Here is an 18,658-nt window from a genome sequence, read left to right on the forward strand (position 1 = left end):
GCAGTAAGGGAGCACCACCGCCATGACCCGATCCCTCGACGGTCTCGTCCTCGCCCCGGTCGCCGACCAGGCACCGGGCCAGGTGGGGACCCGCACCCGGTTCACGTACCACGAGAAGGACGGCGTGGTCTGGGCCGAATACACGGGCGGAGACGTCGTACGCGGACATCTCGTGGGCACCCGGGAGGGCGACAGACTGGACTTCCGCTACGTACAGCTCAAGGAGGACGGAACCACGTCCTCCGGGCACTGCGTGTCGACGGTCGTGGAACTGCCCGACGGGCGGGTGCGGCTGGAGGAGAGCTGGGAGTGGGAGTCCCAGGCGGGCAGCGGGACGAGCGTTGTGGAGCAGGTCACTGCGCATGAGCACTGACTGACAAAATGTCAGTTGTCTATGGTGATCAGGTGAGCGAGCAGACGCAGGAACCAGGTTCGTCCGCGCCGCGGCGCGTGGTCGTGGCGGGCGCGGGCATGGCCGGTGTGCAGACTGCGGTCGCCCTGCGCGAGCAGGGCTTCACCGGCACCGTGAGCCTGATCGGCGCCGAGCCCCACCAGCCCTACGACCGGCCCCCCTTGTCCAAGGCCGTCCTGCTCGGCAAGGCCGAGGGCTCCGCCTTCGACGTCGACTTCGAGGCCCTGGGCATCGAGCTGCGGCTCGGCTGCGAGGTGCGGGGCCTGCGGCCCGGCGACCACGAACTCGACACCGAGGACGGGCCCGTGCCGTACGACGTCCTGGTCGTCGCGACCGGTGCCGAACCGATCCGGCTGCCCGGGGCGGAGGGCGTGCCGGGCGTGCATCTGCTGCGCACGCTGGACGACGCCGCGCGGCTGCGGCCGGTGCTGGCCCGCCGGCAGGACATCGTGGTCGTCGGCGCGGGCTGGATCGGCGCGGAGTTCGCCACGGCCGCGCGCGAGGCGGGCTGCGCGGTGACCGTCGTGGAGGCCGCCGAGCGGCCGCTCACCGGGGCGCTGCCCGCCGAGGTCGCCGCGCCGATGGCCGGCTGGTACGCCGACGCGGGTGCCGTCCTGCGGACGCACGCGCGCGTGGTGCGTGTGGAACCCGGCACGGTGGTTCTCGACGACGGCTCGCGGCTGCCCGCGGGCGCGGTCGTCGTCGGCATCGGCGCCCGTCCCGCCACGGCCTGGCTGTCCGACTCCGGGATCGAGCTGGGCACGCACGGCGAGATCGTGGCCGACCAGCACCTGCGTTCGTCGGCGCCCGACGTGTACGCGGTCGGTGACTGTGCCTCCTTCCCCTCCGGCCGGTACGGCGAGCGCCTGCTGGTGCACCACTGGGACAACGCCCTCCAGGGGCCGCGCACGGTCGCCGTGAACATCGTCGGCCGGGCGTCGGGGGAGACCCCGGCGGTGTACGACCCCGTGCCGTACTTCTGGTCCGAGCAGTTCGGGCGGTTCGTGCAGTACGCCGGTCATCACGCGGCCGCCGACACGACCTTGTGGCGGGGCGACCCGGCCGGACCGGCCTGGACGGTCTGCTGGCTGCGCGGCGACCGGCTGGTCGCCCTGCTGGCGGTGGGACGCCCCCGGGACCTGGCGCAGGGCCGCCGCCTGATCGAGTCGGGCACGCCGATGAATCCGGCGTTGCTGGCGGACCCGGCGAGGCCGTTGAAGGCGGCGACGGCGTAGCTCGCGAGGAGCGCGTGTCCACCCAGGTGGGCGGGCCCGACTTCCGACTGTCAGTGGGGGATGGCAGGCTGGTTCCGTGACCGAGATTGACGCAAAGATCGATGCTCTCGTCCCTGCCTGGCTCACCCTCCCCGACATCGCCGAACAGCTCGGCGTCGAGGTGACGCGCGTGCGGCAGCTGGTCAAGGACGGCCAGCTCATCGCCGTACGCCGTGGTGAGAACCGCGCACTGCACGTCCCCGCTGCCTTCATCGACGGGGACAAGGTCGTCAAGGGCCTGTCCGGGACCCTGACGCTCCTGCGGGACGACGGCTTCACGGACGAAGAGATGCTGGAGTGGCTCTTCACCCCCGACCCCAGCCTGCCCGGTACGCCGGCACAGGCGCTCAGCGAGAATCGCGGCACGGAGGTGAAGCGCCGAGCCCAGGCGCTCGCGGTCTGACCCGACCTCGACCCATACAACCGTCCGGTGCCGTACGAGCGGGACCGGACTGAACAGCCGCCCGGTGTGCGGGCCGGGGCCCGTCGGGCCCCGGCCACGGGGCGGTTCGCGCCCGGCCGGGGCGTGGACCGCCTGCGGCGGACCGTGCGGGACCCAGGGCGGGGCCCGCACGGGAGTCACCGGAGCGGTGCGCTCCTGCGCCCTGGCCGCATGCGCGTGCCGTGCGCCGGAGGTGCCGCACCTGCCCGCCCGCCACGGACGCGGGCGACGTGGCGTCCCGCTCGTAACACCACAGGTGGGGATCTTGCCCGATGCGCCTCGCGCCCGTACGCCACGATGGGCGCGCCCGCACCTCTGCGTCGCGGGGGTGCACCTGCATCCGTACGCTCACGGGTGCGCCCGTACCCGTCCGCCATCAGGAGGCGCAGCCGCACCTCTGCGTGGCCGGGTGTACCCGCATCCGTACGCTCGCGGGGGCAGCCGCACCCGTGCGTCGCAGGGGGCGCGCCCGCACCTCTGCGTCGCGGGGGCGCACCTGCATCCGTACGCTCACGGGTGCGCCCGTACCCATCCGCCATCAGGGGGCGCAGCCGCACCCGTGCGCCGTCGCAGGCGCACCCCGCACCCGTACGCCACCGCCAACCAGGGGGACCCGCATGGCCACCACCGCCACCACCGCCCGCGCCCAGCTCGCCGACGCCCGGGTCTACCTCTGCACCGACGCGCGCAGGCGGCAGGGCGATCTCGTGGAGTTCCTCGACGCCGTGCTGGCGGGCGGGGTGGACATCGTGCAGTTGCGGGACAAGGGCATGGAAGCGGCCGAAGAGCTGGAGCACCTGGCCGTCTTCGCCGACGCCTGCGCCCGGCACGGCAAGCTGCTCGCGGTCAACGACCGCGCGGACGTCGCCCACGCTGCCGGCTCCGACGTACTGCACCTCGGCCAGGGCGACCTCCCCGTTCCCGCGGCCCGCGCGATCCTCGGCGACGACGTCCTGATCGGCCGTTCCACGCACGCCGAGTCCGAGGCGGCCGCGGCCGCCGTCCAGGACGGCGTGGACTACTTCTGCACCGGCCCCTGCTGGCCCACCCCCACCAAGCCCGGCCGCCACGCCCCCGGCCTGGACCTCGTCCGGTACACCGCCGCCCTCGGCACCGACCGGCCCTGGTTCGCCATCGGCGGTATCGACCTCGGCAATCTCGACCAGGTCCTGGAAGCGGGAGCCCGGCGCGCCGTCGTCGTACGGGCGATCACCGAGGCCGACGACCCGGGCGCGGCGGCGGCCGAGTTCGCGAAGAGGCTGCGGGAGAAGTAGTACGCCGGGTGTCCAAGGGGTGGACAGCAAGTACACAAATCGGTCAAATGTCCATGCCCGGTTGGGGGACCGACCGCCCCTGGCTAACCTGCCGGTATGGCCCTCGGCACCGCATCCATCAGGTCGGACCACGCGCGCACCGTCCGCGACATGCTCGCGACCGGCAAAACGACGTACTCGTTCGAGTTCTACGCCCCGAAGACACCGAAGGGCGAGCGGAACCTGTGGAACGCGCTGCGCCGGGTCGAGGCCGTGGCGCCCGACTTCGTCTCCGTGACCTACGGCGCGGGCGGTTCCACCCGCGCGGGGACGGTCAAGGCGACCGAGGCGATCGCCTCCGACACCACCCTCACGCCCATCGCCCACCTCACGGCGGTCGACCACTCGGTGGCCGACCTGCGCAACATCATCGGCCAGTACGCCGACGCCGGGATCCGCAACATGCTCGCCCTGCGCGGCGACCCGCCCGGTGACCCGATGGGCGAGTGGGTGCCGCACCCCCGTGGCCTGGCCTACGCCGCCGAACTCGTCGAACTGATCAAGGCGTCCGGCGACTTCTGCGTGGGCGTCGCCGCCTTCCCGGCGATGCACCCGCGCTCCACCGACTGGGACACCGACGTCCGCCACTTCGTCGACAAGTGCCGCGCCGGCGCGGACTACGCCATCACGCAGATGTTCTTCCACCCGGAGGACTACCTCCGGCTGCGCGACCGGGTCGCGGCCGCCGGCTGCGACACCCCGATCATCCCCGAGGTCATGCCGATCGCCAGCGCGCGGTCGCTGGAGCGCATCCCGTCCCTCACCAACGCCGCGTTCCCCGCCGCCCTGAAAGAGCGGATCCTCACAGCAAAAGACGATCCGGCCGCTGTACGCTCCATTGGTATCGAATTCGCCACGGAGTTCTGTGCGCGGCTGCTCGCCGAGGGAGTGCCCGGCTTGCACTTCATCACGCTCAACAACTCCACGGCGACGCTGGAAATCTACGAGAACCTGGGCCTGCACCGCCGACCGCAGGCCTAGACCGTTCGCACCGGTATACGACACACTGCGTAGCGGCGACTGGGAGAGGGGCGTACATGGGCTGGGCGGTCCTCTACATCGCGTTCGGCATCGTCGCGCTGTGGCTGCTGGGCGAGGTGCTGTTGCAGTACAAGGCGCGGCTGCGCTGGCGGCTGCTGGCCTTCGTCGGGTTCCTCGGCGTCGTCGTCGGTGTCCTGATCCCGTCCGTCGTCGTGATCGGACTGGGCGCGGCCGCCTTCGCGGTCGGCCAGACGTACGTCACCCTGTCGTTCCGCAGCGGCTTCTCGGCCGGCTGGGCGATGAACGCGCCGATGCTGGGCGGCAGCAAGGGCCGCCGGGGTGGGCGCGGCCGCCAGGAGCCGACCCTCGAGGTCTCCGGCCTGGAGACGGCCGACGGCGGCTACGGCGACGAGGGCGCCGACTACCGCGACGCCCGTGGCCCCGCCTACGGCCAGGACGACGACTACGACCGCGACGACGTCTTCTCCCCGTCGCGTCCTGTCCACCCGACGGCCGCCGAGACCACCGCCGTCTACGAGCCGCAGCCAGTGCCCGACGACACCGGCTCCTACGGCGTGTACGGCGACACCGGGTACCAGCCGGGCCAGACCCACGACCAGTACGCCGCCACGGCCCAGGGCACCGACCAGTCCTACTCCTACGACTACTCGGGCTACGGCCAGCAGCAGGACTACGACGCCACGGACCAGCAGCAGTACGCCGCCTACTCGGACCCGTACATCGGCACGCCGACCTACGGCGGGGCCGCGTACGACACCTCCTACGGCGACCAGCAGTACTACCCCCAGCAGGGCTACGGCCAGGACCAGTACACCGGCACCTACGGCGGCGAGACGCCGCCCGGCGGTGTGTGGGTCCCGCAGCAGCGCAACACCGACGAGTACGGCCAGGAGCTGCCGCCGGAGCAGCAGCCGTACCCGTACCAGGGCAACGGGCAGCAGCAGGCGCCCGGGAACGGCTTCGACGAGCAGTACCGCTTCTGACGAGCAGTACCGTTTCCGAAGCCTGAACGCCGCCGGGGCGGCGAGCTCACTGGGAGCCCCGGAACTCCGGTCCCTCCACGATCAGTCCGGCCACCAGCGCGCCCGACATGCCGGCGTGCGGCAGTCCGCCACCGGGGTGCGCCCAGCCGCCGACGGTGAACAGACCGGGCACGCGCGTGCCGTTGGACGGATGCAGCAGCCGCCCGCCGTCCGCCGCCAGGGCGGGCACGGGCACCGCCCCGCCCTCCGCGCCGGTCGCCCCGGCGATGTCGGCAGGGGTGCGCACCTCGTGCCAGAGGAGACGGTCGCGCAGGTCGGGTACGGCGCGTTCGGCGACCCTGATCATGTTTTCGGCGAGGTCGCCCCAGAGATCGTCGGGCCGCGCGGGCACCACCGTCGTGAGGGTGACCGCCTCGTGGTCCGGGTCCGGGACCAGTCCCGGGTCGTCGGGCCGCAGGACCGTGACCGTCGGGTGCGTGTTCCCCGCCCCCTCGCCGAACAGGGCGTCCAACTCGGCCTCGCGGTCCGTCGCGTGCACCACCGTGCGGTGCGCCGTGCCCTCGGGGCGGGCGCCGCGCAGGGCGAGCAGCACCGTGACCCGGCTCGCCGTCGCGGGCTGCGGCGGCACCTCGCCGTCACCCCGCACCGCGGCCTGTGCCGACAGCCGGTCCAGCGTTCCGGGCGCGACACCGGCGACCACGAAGTCCGCCTCCGCGACCGTGCCGTCGGCGAGTTCCACCCCCGATGCCCGGCCGTCCTTCTCCAGCACCCCGGTCACGTCGGCGCCGAAACGGAACTCGACCTTTCGGGCCACACACCGCTCGTGCACCGCGCGGGCCAGCTCGCGCAGGCCGCCGCGCACGTACCAGGTGCCGAAGGCGTGCTCCATGTACGGCAGCACGGCCGCGCTCGCCGGGGTGTTCCGGGGGTCCAGGCCCTGCGCCAGGGCGTGGCTCTCCAGGAGCGCGGCGAGCCGGGCGTCCCGCAGCTCCCAGGCGCCGACCTCGGCGAGCGTGCCGGCCCGGCGGGTGCGCAGCAGCCGCTTGTGGGGCACCGCCGGGTACGGCTCGCGCTCGGCCAGCACCTGCCAGTTCGGCCACAGCGGCTCCTCCAGGAGGGGCCGGCGGGTCCGGTCCCAGGCCTCGCGGGCCCGCACCAGGAAGTCGCCCCACCGCCCGCCGGCCCCGGAGCCGAGTGCCTCGTCCAGAGCCGCCACGACACCCGCGCGCGAGGCGTTCGGCAGCGAGACCCGGGTGCCGTCCGCGAACAGGTGCCGGGACGACGGGTCGACCTGGACCAGGTCGACGCAGGCCTCCAGCGGTTCCTTGCCGGTCTTGACGAACAGGTCGCGGTAGACGGCGGGCAGCGGGAGCAGGCCGGGGCCGGTGTCGAAGGAGAACCCGTCGCGCTCGAAGCGGCGCAGGGCTCCGCCGTACGTGTCCGTCCGCTCGTACACCACCACCCGGTGGCCCGCGACGGCCAGCCGGGCGGCCGCCGCCAGCGCGCCCATCCCGGCGCCGATCACCGCAATCCGTGCCATGCCAGGGACTTTATCGGCCCCCACTGACAGCCCCCTCCGACGGCCTCCGAGTACGGGCACGGAAGCGATCGTGACCAGCCGGCCGCCCGGTGTTCTGGGGCCGCGTGCGCAGGGCTGAGTACCCGTACCTAGTGAGGGAGTTGAGTACGCGCGCGGATGGGCGGGGGCCTGCGCGAACGAGAGAGTGGAGGCACGGAGAGGGGCACGGTTCCGGTACCGGCGACACGGGGCGCCGGAACGGGACCGGGCCCACGATCCGCTCCTTCCGCCGACGGTGTCGGCGGGAGCGAGGCACGGGGGAGAACCGGGGGACGACCGAACGGGGGTCCTGCGGGGGGAACGCACGGGGGAGCAGGAAAACGGGGGAGCAAGGAAGGCGCCGGTTCGAGGTGGCCCGCGGGGGACGCGGCCACAGCGGACCGGCGCTTTCACGTCTGCGCCGGGACTGCCTTCAGCGGCAGCCGCTCACCCGCCCCTGGAGCAGCCGGGACAGGGCCGCGTGGACGTCGTCCAGGGAGCGCTCCGGCTGGAAGGACTTCCAGTCCAGCGCGGCCACCAGGACCATGCCGACCAGCGCGGCCGCCGTCAGCGGGACGTCGATCTCGTCGCTGAACTCGCCGCCCGCCACGCCCTCGCGCAGCACGTCCTCCACGACCGCGACGGCCTGCTGCCGGACCACCATCAGCGTGGACTGCCAGGCCCGGTTCGTGCGCCACAGCTCGGCCACGTACAGCTGCGTGAAGGCCGGGTAGCGGTCGATGAAGACCAGCCCCGCGCGGATCATCGCGTCCAGGGCGTCGACCTTGGTGCCGCCCTCGCGGGCGGTCCGCTCGGCCGCTTCCCGCAGGGAGGCGGTGAGGAGGCCGACCCCGTGCCGCAGCAGTTCCTCGAAGAGGACGGACTTGCTCGCGAAGTTGTAATAGACCGTGCCCTTCGCGACTCCGGCACGCTCGGCGATCTCGTCCACGGTGGTGGCGGAGAAGCCCTGCTCGGCGATGAGCGTGACGGCCGCCTCGTAGAGCTTCTGCCGGGTGGCCTCGCGGCGCGTGCTGCCGCCCGACGCGGCACTGCTGCTTTCCATGGCCCTGATTGTCACAGGAACCTTTCCGGGGGATGTCACCGAAGGGTGCGCAGGGGGTGTCACCGGGGGACTCACAGGCTCAGCTCCGGGTGCAGCCGGTCCAGCGTCCACACCTGGCGGCGGCGGGCCGACACGGCGGTCAGCGCGAGGGCGCCGGCGGTGAACGCCGTCAGCACCACGCACGCGTGCCACACCGGTTCCAGACCACCGCCCGTGATGAGCCGCCGGAGGGCCTCGACGACGTAACTCATCGGCAGGAAGGGGTGGAGCGCGTTGAAGAAGCCGGGGCTGGTCTGCACGGGGTACGTGCCGCCCGCCGAGGTCAGCTGGAGCATGAGCAGGGCGAGGACGAGGATCCGGCCCGCCGCCCCGAAGCGTGCGTTCAGCCACTGCACGATCGCCGCGAAGCACGCCGTCACCAGGAACAGGAAGCTCACCGTCCCGGCCGCCCGCACCATCTCCAGGCCGACCGCCCAGTGCAGCACCGACATCAGGGCCACCGTCTGGAGCACCCCGATCGCCACCACGGGCAGCCAGCCGGCCAGCGCGATCCGCCATGCCGAGGCGCCCGCGGCGAGCGCGCGCCGGTTCATCGGCGCGATCAGCATGTAGGCCACCATCGCGCCCACCCACAGCGACAGCGGGATGAAGTACGGGGCGAACCCGGTGCCGTAGTTGGGCGCCTTGTGCAGGTCCTGGGAGGCGAGCCGCACGGGGTCGGCCATGACCTCCGTGCGCTGGTCGCGGTCCCGCTTGTCGTAGTCGGGGATCCGCCCCGCCCCGTCGTGCAGCCCGCCGGCGAGCTTGCCGGAGCCGTCGACGAGCTTGAACATGCCGCCGTTGAGGTCGTCCGCGCCCGTCTTCAGATCGCCGACGCCCTTGTCCAGGTCGACGGCACCGGTCTTGGCCGTGCCGAGCCCCTTGTGCAGCTTCTTCGCGCCCGCGGCGACCTCGGCCGCCCCGTCGTTCAGCTTGTTGATCTTCTTGACGGCGTCGTCGAGGTCCTCGGAGAGGTGCGGCGCGCGCTCGGCCAGGGCCCGGGACTGCTTCTGGAGGGTGGCGAGGTTCTTGTCGAGCTCGGTCAGGTCGCCGTTCTGGTCCGCGATCAGCGTGTTGACGTCGTCGGCGATGACGGCGACGTCGGCGGCCGCGTCCTTGGCCTTCTTCAGGTCGGCGCAGGCGGCGTCGGGCAACACGGGGTCGTCGCAGCGCCTGGCGTAGACGCCGTCCAGCGTGTCCGACGCCGTACGGGCGCCCTTGGCGGCGGTCGGGGCCGTCTTCGCCAGGGTGTCCAGGTTCTTGCGGATCACCCCGGAGGAGTCCGCGACGAGCCGGGCCGTGTCGCCGATGGTCTTCTCGTTGCCCTTGAGGAAGGGGCCCACCTTGTCGCCGTACGTGTTGACCTTGTCGGCGAGCTTCCGCGTGCCCTCCGCGACCCGCTTCGAGCCGTCCGCCACGTCGCCCGCGCCCGTGTGGAGCTTCTTCAGGCCGGTGGACAGATCGCCGCTGCCGTCCTTGGCGTCCTTCAGGCCGTCGGCCAGGTCCTTGGAGCCCTTCTCGGCCTTCCCGATGCCGCCCTTGAGCTCGTCGGCCCCCTTCGCCGCCTTCACGGTCTTGCCGTGGATGTCGGAGAACGAGACGAAGATCTTGTCCAGGAAGGACCGCGACGTCTTCGTGGACGCGGCCTGCCGCACCTCGCTGAACACCGTCCGGGAGATCTGCCCGACGATGTAGTTGTTCGCGTCGTTGGTGCGCACCTGGAGGGCGCCGGTCTCCGGGGTCTTCCCGGAACTGGAGGCGATCCGCTCGCTGAAGTCCGCGGGCATGGTGAGCGACAGGTAGTACGTGCCGTCCTCGACGCCCCTGCGGGCCTCGGCGGCGCTCACCTCCTGCCAGTCGAAGGTCTTGCTGTCGTGCAGCCGCTCCGTGATGTCGTCGCCCGCCGTGATCTTCTTCCCGTCGGCGGTCGCCCCCTTGTCGTCGTTCACGAGTGCCACGGGGATCCGGTCCAGGCGGCCGTACGGGTCCCAGAACGACCACAGGTACAGCGCGCCGTACAGCAACGGCAGCACCAGCAGCGCGACCAGCGCGGCGCGCGGCAGCTTGCCCCGCCCGAAGCGGCGGAGCTCAAGCGCGGCCAGTCTCGGCGAGCGCATCGGCCTTCTCCTCTCCCTGGTCGGCCTCGTCGTCCTCGGCCGCCCGGTGATCGTCGCTGTCGTCCTGGTTCTCCTGGGTGGACACCCGGACGGCGCCCGCGGGGGCCTCACTGCACACCGCCACGACCGTCGTCCCGGCGTCGGCGAGGGACCTGAGCAGGGACCAGACCTCGTCCCGCTCTCCGTCCGAGAGCTTGAGGTCGGTGTCGTCGATCCCGAGCAGCAGCGGCCGGCCGACGAGCGCGAGGGCGACCGACAGCCGCAGGGCCTCCAGACGCTCCAGATCGCGTACGGCGGTGCGGGACCCCTTGGGCAGCGCCTCCAGGTCGAGGCCGGCGGCGGCCAGTGCCGCGCCGACGCGCCGCCCGGCCTCGGCCGCCCGCTCGCCGCGGGGCCGCAGCAGTCCGCGCAGGGAGTCGCCGAACCGCCGCTGGAGCAGCGCCCGTTCCCGCAGGTGCTCGCCGACGGTCAGGGCCGGGTCGAGGTCGGTGACCCCGGGTACGTGGGCCAGGGCACTGACGCGGCGCACCGCCGACAACTGCTTGGGGAGCCGGGCCCCGCCGACGGTGGCGGTGCCTTCCGCGATCTTCATCCGCCCCGTCAGCGCGAGCAGCAGGCACGTACGGCCGGACCCGGACGGGCCCTCGACCGCGACGAGCGATCCCGGCTCGGCTTCGACGGAGATCCCGCGGAACGCCCACCCGCGCGGCCCTTTCACCCCGAGGCCCTCGGCGGCGACCCGGGCCCCTCCCACTCGTTCCCCCACGAGTCTCCTTCGATTGAGAACTGAAGTTTTTGAACTGACTGGTCAGTGCAAAAACTACTCCGAACCTACGAGCGAGGCAAAACCGCAGGTCAGATCGGATTGTCAGTGCCATACCTCACGATGGGTCACATACGGCACTCCGTAACGGACATGCCGTCACACAGACGACAGGAGGTTCGTCATGGCCAGCTACCACGCAGCAGCCGCCCGCCGGCGCCGCGCCACCGGCCCTGCCCCCTCACTGACCGGTCCGGCGAGCGATGTCCACCCTGTGCTCCGCCGCGCCTCGGCCCCGCCCGCCGCCCTCGACCTGCTCGCCCAGGCCCGCGCAGGTCTCGACGAGGCCACCGTCCTGGAAACACCGAACGAGCGCTACGCGACGGCCCACCTCGCCGCCCTGCGCACGGCCGCCGCCGTGCTCGCCGCCCGGGGACGGCCGGAGACCTCGCCCCGGGCCCGGGCCAAGATCAGGAGCGCTTGGGAAGTGCTCCCCGAGATCGCGCCCGAACTGTCCGAGTGGAGCGTGTTGTTCGCCTCCGGTGCCCGGCGCCGTGCCCGGGCCGAGGCGGGCATCCAGGACGCGGCCAGCAGCCGGGACGCCGACGACCTGATACGGGACGTGGCGATGTTCCTCCGCATCGTCGAGCGCATGCTGGTCCTCCAGCCGGTCCTCCCGCAGCCCCGCACGGACCAGGACGACCCGGAGGTACCGGGGGAGGGGCGGGAGATGCCGGACGCGGGCTGAGCGGGCACCGGCGGCGCGTATCCGCCCGGTCGTGCCGGCGCGTGTCCGGGTGAGACCGGGCCATGCCGGCTGCCCAGCCGGAGGCAATAGGGTGGGGGACGCCTGAAGTCTTCCCTCCCCGTCGCCGGGGCCGGGGAAGGCGCCCCGTTCGCTCCGCCGTGCAAGAGGCGGTGCCGCGCCGAGGAGTCAACTGCCGTGTCGGACCCGATGCGCCCCCGCGCCTCACTCCGTACCGCCGTGGTCTGGGAGGTCCTCCAGGACGCCCTGGACCGCCGGGTCAAGGCCACGGGTCGGGAGTCGCTGGACGTTCTCGACACAGGGGGCGGCAGCGGCAACTTCGCGGTGCCCGTCGCCCGTCTCGGTCACCGGGTCACCGTCGTCGACCCCAGCCCCAACGCGCTGTTCGCCCTGGAGCGGCGCGCAGCCGAGGCAGGAGTCGCCGACCGGGTGAAGGGCGTGCAGGGCGACGCCCACGGCCTCTTCGACGTGGCCGAGCGCGGTGGCTACGACGTGGTGCTGTGCCACGGCGTCCTGGAGTACGTGGACGACCCTGCCGAGGGCGTGCGCAACGCGGTGGCCGCCCTGCGCTCCGAGGGCGTCCTCAGCCTGCTCGCCGCCGGCCTCGGGGGTGCCGTGCTGTCCCGCGCCCTCGCCGGGCACTTCAAGGAGGCCCGGCAGGCGCTCGACGACCCGAACGGACGATGGGGCACGGGTGACCCCGTTCCGCGCCGCTTCACAGCCGATCAGCTCACCGGACTCGTCGAGGGCGCGGGCCTGCGTGTCGGCGCCGTGCACGGCGTGCGGGTCTTCGCCGACCTCGTGCCCGGCGTCCTCGTCGACACCGAGCCCGGCGCCCTGGAGGCGCTGCTGAAGCTGGAGGAGGCCGCCGCCGAGCTTCCCGCCTTCCACTCGGTGGCAACCCAGCTTCATGTGCTGGGTGAGACCGCTGTGACAGGTGAGGTAATCGAGACTGGTGGGCCGGTCGAGGCCTGAGCCGCTTCGTGAGGTACCGCCGCTGATCAGCGCCTGGCCTGTGCATGGAGTACGCCACAGGCCCCCCGAATGGCGGCTAGGCGCCGTATGATCGAGGGAGACCGTTCCGGCATGACGGGTCGGCCGCCGGGGAATGTAGGCCTCAGCGAGCCGGGATGTTCATGGCGTGTTCCGGTTGGCCAATTGGCGCAGAGGGGCGGGTTTCACGGGGGCGATTCCCTGCCTATCCTGAAGAGACCCCCCGGGTCGCCCCGGCGACTGCACGATGAGGAGGACTCCGTGCCGCTCTCGGAGCACGAGCAGCGCATGCTCGAGCAGATGGAGCGAGCGCTGTACGCCGAAGATCCCAAGTTCGCGACGGCGCTCGAGGGAAGCGGGCTGCGTACGTACACCCGGCGACGGGTCTACCAGGCGGTCGCGGGCTTCCTCGTAGGTATTGCGCTCCTCATGGCCGGTATGGTCGCCAAACAGGTCTGGCTCAGCGTCGTGGGCTTCCTCGTCATGCTGGGCTGTGCGGTGCTCGCCGTGACCGGCTGGCGCAAGGCCCCCAAGCCGGGCGAACAGGCGGCCGGGGCCGGCGGACAGCCGGCCGCACGCCGTCAGGGCCGGCAACGGCGCTCGATGATGGACCGCATCGAGCAGCGCTGGCAGAAGCGCCGCGACGAGCAGGGCGGCCATTAGCCCGGAGGACAGATCTCCAGGACACCTGAAGACATGAGTCAGGGGGTGACCACCGACTGGGTGGTCACCCCCTGACCTGTGCTTACAGGAGCGACTGGCTGACGGGGCATCGGGGCGAGGACTTCCCCGGGAGGCCGCCCCCGCCCTCCGGCGCGTGCTCGCCGGGGCGACGGGAAGCCGGACGCACCACCGACCAAGCCCGGGCAGACACAGCGAGGCCGGCCGGGCGCACAAGCCCCGGCCGGCCCGAGTCAGACACAGGGGGACCAGACGGGCGCACAAGCCCCCGACCGGCCTAAGCCCCCCGGCCCGTCAGCCCTGCTGCCCCGATGCCTTCCGCCACGTCGGCCGCAGCGCCAGAGCACGTTCCCGCACGCCCGACCACCAGGCCGACGCCGTCCACACCACGCGCACGGTGGAGCGTGGGGCCAGCAGCGCACGGAGCCTGGTGGCACGGCCGACCCCGGCGCTCAGGCCCGCCGCCGCTCGGCGGACGTCGTCCGTGAGGCCCGCCGTCGGGCGGGGCTGCGGTGCGTACAGGACCTGCTCCACCGCGTTCGCCACCCGGTGCACCGAGTCCGCGGCCGTCGCGTCGAGGGAGCCCAGCCGGACGATGCGTGCGGCCGCCTTGCGCGGCGTCTGTGACTCGTCCGGCGCGATGCCGAAGTCCCAGGCCGTGTCGGTGAGCTCCTGCCAGACGGCCAGCGTGTGCGGCACCGCGTCCGCATCGCTGCGGCCGTGCGCCCCCAGCCGGACCGCCCGGGTCCGCCGGCGCCACAGCATCGGTGCCAGCGGAAGCGCCAGCACGGCGAGGCCGGCCAGGGCCCAGGCCAGCATCGCGTACCACTTCGGCCCGTCGTCACCCGTGGGCAGCGCCGCCTGCGGGGACTCGCTCGCGCACCCGCCGTCCAGCTTCCTCTGCACCGGAGTGCAGCTCTCGCTCGTCGAGGGTGTCGGGGACGGCGCGGCGGACGACGTCTCGGACGGGCGGACCACGTCCGGGACCGAATTGCCGGGGCTCTCGGGCAGCGTGTACGGCGGCATCGAGCCGCGGTTCGGAGTCGGCTCGAAGCGGGTCCAGCCCACGCCCTCGAAGTACAGCTCGGGCCAGGCGTGCGCGTCGCGCAGCCCCACCGACACCGAGCCGTCCGCCTGCGGGGTACCGGGCGCGAAGCCCACCGCGACCCGGGCCGGTATGCCGAGCGAGCGCGCCATCGCCGCCATCGCGAAGGAGAAGTGCACGCAGAAGCCCTGCTTGTCCTTCAGGAAGCGGGCGATCCCCTCCGAGCCGCTGCCGACCTGCACCTGGGTGTCGTACTCGAAGCCGCCGGTCACGGCGAACCAGTCCTGGAGCTTGACCGCCTGGTCGTAGGGGTTGGCGGCGTCCGCGGTGACCTGGCGGGCGGTGCGCGCCACGACCGCCGGCAGCGAGTCGGGCAGCTTGGTGAAGTCGCGCACGATGGCCGCCGGCGGGGGCGCCGCCGAGGCCAGCTGTTCCGCCGTCGGCTGCACGTCCAGGCTCTTGACCTGGTACGTGAGGCCCTGTGTGTTCTGGCCGTGGTCGCCGACCAGCGTCATTCCCAGGGGTTCGTAACGCCAGTTGCCCCGGATGTTGACGCCGCTCGGCGGATACGGCATGGGCAGCCAGTCCTGGCCGTACCAGCCGGCCGCCGTGATCGTGGTGTCGACCTCCGTGCGCTTGACCTCCGAGCCGAGGCCGATCGGGGTCGGGAAGGTGCCGTCGGGGACGGCGGTGATGGAGCGCCGGGCCGGCTTCCAGGTCGTGCCGTCGAACTCGTCCAGGGACACGATCCGCAGATAGAGGTCCGAGACGTCGGCCATCTTCGTCTTCACGGAGAGGACCTGCCGGTCCTCGTCCACGTTCAGATTGTCGCGCAGCGACACCAGCGGGTTCACAGCGGAGATCGTGCCGCCGCCGCCCGTGCCGCCGCCCGCGCCCGCGCCCACGGAGTCCAGCAGGCCCCCGTTCATCGCGGGCAGCCCCAGCGGCACCACCAGGGCGATGCCCAGCGCGACCACGCCGATCCGCCGGCCCGTGCGGACCGGGGCGACCGCGCCGCTCGGTTCCCCTCCGGCCGTGCGCGGAGCACCGCCGAAGACCCGGCCCCACTGGGAGAGCCGGTCCCGGCCCTCGGCCAGGAGCAGCATCAGATAGCCCGCCGCCGCGACCAGGAACCACAGCCAGTCCGTGCCCCCGTCGGACAGCCCCGCGGCCACCGAGTACAGCGCGAGCAGCGGCAGACCGGCCGGGGCGGCGCTGCGGAAGGTCACCGCGAGGGTGTCCACCAGCAGCCCGATGATCAGGACGCCGCCTATGAGCATCAGCCGGATGCCGTCTGACTCCAGGGGCGCCGGGATCGCGTACCGCGCGATGTCGTCCCCGCCCTGCTGGAGCAGGACCGCGAAGCGGTCGAAGGCGTCCGGTCCGGGCACCAGCCCGGCGAGGGCCTGCTCACGGACGAACAGGAACGTCAGCAGCAGCACCGTGACCACGGCCTGTGCCGCCACCGTCAGCGGGCGCGCCAGCGGCACCCTGCGGGCCGCGGCACCCACGCCCGCCTGCACGGCCAGCAGGAAGGCCGCCTGCACGATCCAGGTCGCCGGATTGACGAGGGGCAGCAGGGCACACGCGGCCATCAGTGTGGCCGCCCACGCGCCCAGCGTCAGTCGTACCCGCCCGCTCATCACGGTCCCTCCCCGCCGCCCGCGGCGGCCATCCCCCTGCGCTCCCGGTCCGCCTGCCGCCACAGCTCGTCCACGGAGGCACCCCGCGGCACGCCGAGGGCCGTCCAGCCCGCCTCGCGCAGCATGCGCAGCCGCTCCCCGCTCCCGTCCAACGGACCGGGCACGTCGCTCGGTTCCCGCACCCAGGAGTCGCTGTCCAGCACGAAGGCGACCGCGCCCGGGCTGCGCTGCCGCATCCGGCCCAGCACGGCCGCCTGCTCTTCGTCCAGGTCGCCGAGGAAGGCCACCAGCAGCCCCTCGTTCCCGCCGCGCAGTACGTCGTAGGCCCGGGACAGGCCCGCGCCGTCGGAGTGGTCGATCACCGCGAGGGTGTCCATCATCAGCCCGGCCGCGTCCGCCGACTCCTGGTTCGCGCCCGCGAATCCGTCACCGCCCTCGCCGGGCACCGCGTTGCCGGTGTCCGTCAACAGCCGGACCGAGAAGCCTCGTTCGAGCATGTGCACCAGCACGGACGCCGCGCCCGACACGGCCCACTCGAAGGCCGAGTCCGGTCCCGCGCCCTGGTAGGCGATGCCCCGGGTGTCGAGCAGCACCGTGCAGCGGGCGCGCTGCGGCTGCTCCTCGCGGCGCACCATCAACTCGCCGTAGCGGGCGGTGGAGCGCCAGTGCACACGGCGCAGGTCGTCGCCGTAGCGGTACCCGCGCGGAATCACGTCGTCCTCGCCGGCCAGCGCGAGCGAACGCTGCCGCCCTTCGCCGTACCCCTTCGCCTCACCGCTGAGGCGTACCGGCGCCAGTGGCTCCACGCGCGGGATCACCGTCAGCGTGTCGGACGTCGAGAAGGACCGGGTCAGCTCGCACATGCCGAACGGGTCGGTCAGGCGAAGCTGGAGCGGGCCCAGCGGGTAGCGGCCGCGCAGGTCGGAACGGACCCGGTAGGACACCTCGCGCCGGCCGCCCGCCTCCACCCGGTCGAGCACGAAACGGGGCCGGGGACCGAGCACGTACGGCACCCGGTCCTGGAGCATCAGCAGACCCGTGGGCAGCCGCGAGACGTTGTCCATCCGCAGGTGGACCCGGGCCTCGCTGCCCGCCGGCACGCGCGCGGGGGAGAGGCGGCGGCTGCCCGCGACCCGGTAGCGCGTGCGGTACAGCACCGTCGCGCACACCAGCGGCAGCACCGCCAGCAGCAGGCCCACGCGCAGCAGGTCGCTCTGCCCGAGCACGTACGAACAGACGGCGGCCGCGACGCCGGCGGCCAGGAAGGAGCGTCCGCGGGTGGTCAGACCGGCCAGGGCGGTGCGGATGCCGCCCTTGTCGCCCCGGTCGGCCTCCGCCTGCCCCGTCCCCGCGGTGGTCATCACAGCCTCCGCGGCGGCTGCTGGGGATACGCCGGCACGCCCCGGCCGAGGCCGCCGAAGCCGCTCTGCTGCGGCGTCGCCGGCACCGGCGTGCGCTGGAGGATCTCCTCGACGACCTGCTCGGCCGTGCGGCGGTTGAGCTGGGCCTGGGCGGTGGGCAGCAGACGGTGGGCCAGGACGGCGACGGCGAGTGCCTGCACGTCGTCCGGCAGCGCGTACTCCCGGCCGCTCAGGGCCGCGGACGCCTTCGCCGCGCGCACCAGGTGCAGCGTCGCGCGCGGGGAGGCGCCCAGTCTCAGGTCGGGGTGCGTGCGCGTGGCACCGACCAGTTCGACCGCGTAGCGCCGGACGGGCTCGGCGACATGGACGCCGCGCACCGCCTCGATCAGCTTGAGTATCTCGTGCGCGTGGGCCACGGGCTGAAGGTCCTCCAGCGGCGAGACGCCGCCGTGGACGTCCAGCATCTGAAGCTCGGCCTCGGCGCTCGGGTAGCCGACCGAGACCCGGGCCATGAAGCGGTCGCGCTGGGCCTCCGGCAGCGGGTAGGTGCCCTCCATCTCGACCGGGTTCTGCGTCGCCACCACCATGAAGGGGCTGGGCAGCTCGTAGGTCTTGCCGTCGATGGTGACCTGGCGCTCCTCCATGGACTCCAGGAGCGCGGACTGCGTCTTGGGGGAAGCGCGGTTGATCTCGTCGCCGATCACGACCTGCGCGAAGATCGCGCCCGGCTTGAACTCGAAGTCGCGGCGCTGCTGGTCCCAGATGGACACACCGGTGATGTCCGAGGGCAGCAGGTCGGGCGTGAACTGGATGCGCCGCACCGAGCAGTCGATGGACCGCGCCAGCGCCTTGGCGAGCATCGTCTTGCCGACACCCGGGACGTCCTCGATCAGCAGATGTCCCTCGGCGAGCAGTACGGTCAGCGAGAGCCGTACGACCTCGGGCTTGCCCTCGATCACGCCTTCCACCGACTCCCGCACGCGTTCCACCACGGCGGTCAGATCAGTGAGGCTCGCTCGATCGTCATAGGTCGTCACCCGGCCCTCCTCGGCCTTTCCCTTGCTCCCAGGGAGCACGGGATACCCCATTTTCCCGGGCCGACGCCACATGACGAAGGCCGGCCCACCCCGAACCACGGACACCACGCGTGAAAGGTTCCGCGTGACGCCACTCCCGCATTCTTGCTGCCGTTACCGATTCGTG

General features: G+C 72.8%; 16 protein-coding genes. 9 read left to right on the forward strand and 7 right to left on the reverse strand.

The window, feature by feature from the left end; genetic code table 11:
- Window positions 1-22 precede the first annotated feature (22 nt).
- The 6 genes from ABFX81_RS26545 to ABFX81_RS26570 all read left to right on the forward strand — a co-directional run bounded on the left by ABFX81_RS26545 (window position 23) and on the right by ABFX81_RS26570 (window position 5,426).
- The gene (locus ABFX81_RS26545; RefSeq protein WP_086855207.1) at window positions 23-373 is read left to right on the forward strand and encodes an avidin-fold protein; all 351 of its coding nucleotides are present in this window, start codon (window positions 23-25) and stop codon (window positions 371-373) included.
- Window positions 374-405: 32 nt separating this feature from the next.
- Window positions 406-1,647: an FAD-dependent oxidoreductase gene (locus tag ABFX81_RS26550; RefSeq protein ID WP_086855208.1), complete on the forward strand. Its 1,242-nt coding sequence runs from the start codon at window positions 406-408 to the stop codon at window positions 1,645-1,647.
- A gap of 76 nt (window positions 1,648-1,723) precedes the next feature.
- Entirely contained in the window at window positions 1,724-2,089 is a 366-nt protein-coding gene (locus ABFX81_RS26555; protein WP_086855209.1) for an Rv2175c family DNA-binding protein, read from the forward strand.
- Between the two features lie 656 nt (window positions 2,090-2,745).
- Entirely contained in the window at window positions 2,746-3,402 is a 657-nt protein-coding gene (thiE, locus tag ABFX81_RS26560; protein WP_346138772.1) for a thiamine phosphate synthase, read from the forward strand.
- A 96-nt stretch (window positions 3,403-3,498) separates the two neighbouring features.
- Entirely contained in the window at window positions 3,499-4,422 is a 924-nt protein-coding gene (gene metF / locus ABFX81_RS26565) for a methylenetetrahydrofolate reductase [NAD(P)H] (RefSeq protein ID WP_346138773.1), read from the forward strand.
- A 56-nt stretch (window positions 4,423-4,478) separates the two neighbouring features.
- Window positions 4,479-5,426, forward strand: a complete 948-nt coding sequence (locus ABFX81_RS26570; RefSeq protein ID WP_086854594.1) for an SCO2102 family sporulation regulator — start codon at window positions 4,479-4,481, stop codon at window positions 5,424-5,426.
- A gap of 46 nt (window positions 5,427-5,472) precedes the next feature.
- Here ABFX81_RS26570 and ABFX81_RS26575 read toward each other — a convergent pair whose 3' ends face one another.
- The 4 genes from ABFX81_RS26575 to ABFX81_RS26590 all read right to left on the reverse strand — a co-directional run bounded on the left by ABFX81_RS26575 (window position 5,473) and on the right by ABFX81_RS26590 (window position 10,969).
- Complete coding sequence (locus ABFX81_RS26575) at window positions 5,473-6,966, reverse strand: phytoene desaturase family protein (protein ID WP_346138774.1); 1,494 nt, start codon at window positions 6,964-6,966, stop codon at window positions 5,473-5,475.
- 451 nt (window positions 6,967-7,417) lie between these two features.
- Window positions 7,418-8,047, reverse strand: a complete 630-nt coding sequence (locus tag ABFX81_RS26580; protein WP_059423228.1) for a TetR/AcrR family transcriptional regulator — start codon at window positions 8,045-8,047, stop codon at window positions 7,418-7,420.
- Window positions 8,048-8,118: 71 nt separating this feature from the next.
- Window positions 8,119-10,203 (reverse strand): YhgE/Pip family protein, encoded by a 2,085-nt coding sequence (locus ABFX81_RS26585; protein ID WP_086851227.1) that lies wholly within the window; start codon window positions 10,201-10,203, stop codon window positions 8,119-8,121.
- Window positions 10,175-10,969: an ATP-binding cassette domain-containing protein gene (locus ABFX81_RS26590; protein ID WP_346138775.1), complete on the reverse strand. Its 795-nt coding sequence runs from the start codon at window positions 10,967-10,969 to the stop codon at window positions 10,175-10,177. Before ABFX81_RS26590 ends, ABFX81_RS26585 begins: the two co-directional genes overlap by 29 nt.
- 181 nt (window positions 10,970-11,150) lie before the next feature.
- Here ABFX81_RS26590 and ABFX81_RS26595 point away from each other — a divergent pair, with 181 nt between their 5' ends.
- From ABFX81_RS26595 to ABFX81_RS26605, 3 genes are all read left to right on the forward strand, one after another.
- Window positions 11,151-11,714, forward strand: a complete 564-nt coding sequence (locus ABFX81_RS26595; RefSeq protein WP_086851223.1) for an SAV_6107 family HEPN domain-containing protein — start codon at window positions 11,151-11,153, stop codon at window positions 11,712-11,714.
- Window positions 11,715-11,909: 195 nt separating this feature from the next.
- Window positions 11,910-12,707 (forward strand): methyltransferase, encoded by a 798-nt coding sequence (locus tag ABFX81_RS26600; RefSeq protein ID WP_086851221.1) that lies wholly within the window; start codon window positions 11,910-11,912, stop codon window positions 12,705-12,707.
- Window positions 12,708-12,986: 279 nt separating this feature from the next.
- Entirely contained in the window at window positions 12,987-13,388 is a 402-nt protein-coding gene (locus tag ABFX81_RS26605; protein ID WP_086604991.1) for a DUF3040 domain-containing protein, read from the forward strand.
- Window positions 13,389-13,700: 312 nt separating this feature from the next.
- On the opposite strand, the gene ABFX81_RS26610 is transcribed toward ABFX81_RS26605, so the two are convergent.
- From ABFX81_RS26610 to ABFX81_RS26620, 3 genes are read right to left on the reverse strand one after another with little or no spacing between them, the layout of a single operon-like run.
- Entirely contained in the window at window positions 13,701-16,094 is a 2,394-nt protein-coding gene (locus ABFX81_RS26610; protein ID WP_346138776.1) for a transglutaminase TgpA family protein, read from the reverse strand.
- Complete coding sequence (locus ABFX81_RS26615; protein ID WP_086851217.1) at window positions 16,094-17,455, reverse strand: DUF58 domain-containing protein; 1,362 nt, start codon at window positions 17,453-17,455, stop codon at window positions 16,094-16,096. The genes ABFX81_RS26610 and ABFX81_RS26615 overlap by 1 nt, the downstream gene beginning before the upstream one ends.
- Window positions 17,455-18,492, reverse strand: coding sequence for an AAA family ATPase (locus ABFX81_RS26620; protein WP_086851215.1), 1,038 nt, complete (start codon window positions 18,490-18,492; stop codon window positions 17,455-17,457). The genes ABFX81_RS26615 and ABFX81_RS26620 overlap by 1 nt, the downstream gene beginning before the upstream one ends.
- Between the last annotated feature and the right edge of the window lie 166 nt (window positions 18,493-18,658).

Source organism: Streptomyces coeruleofuscus (assembly GCF_039532725.1).
Lineage (GTDB): Bacteria > Actinomycetota > Actinomycetes > Streptomycetales > Streptomycetaceae > Streptomyces > Streptomyces coeruleofuscus.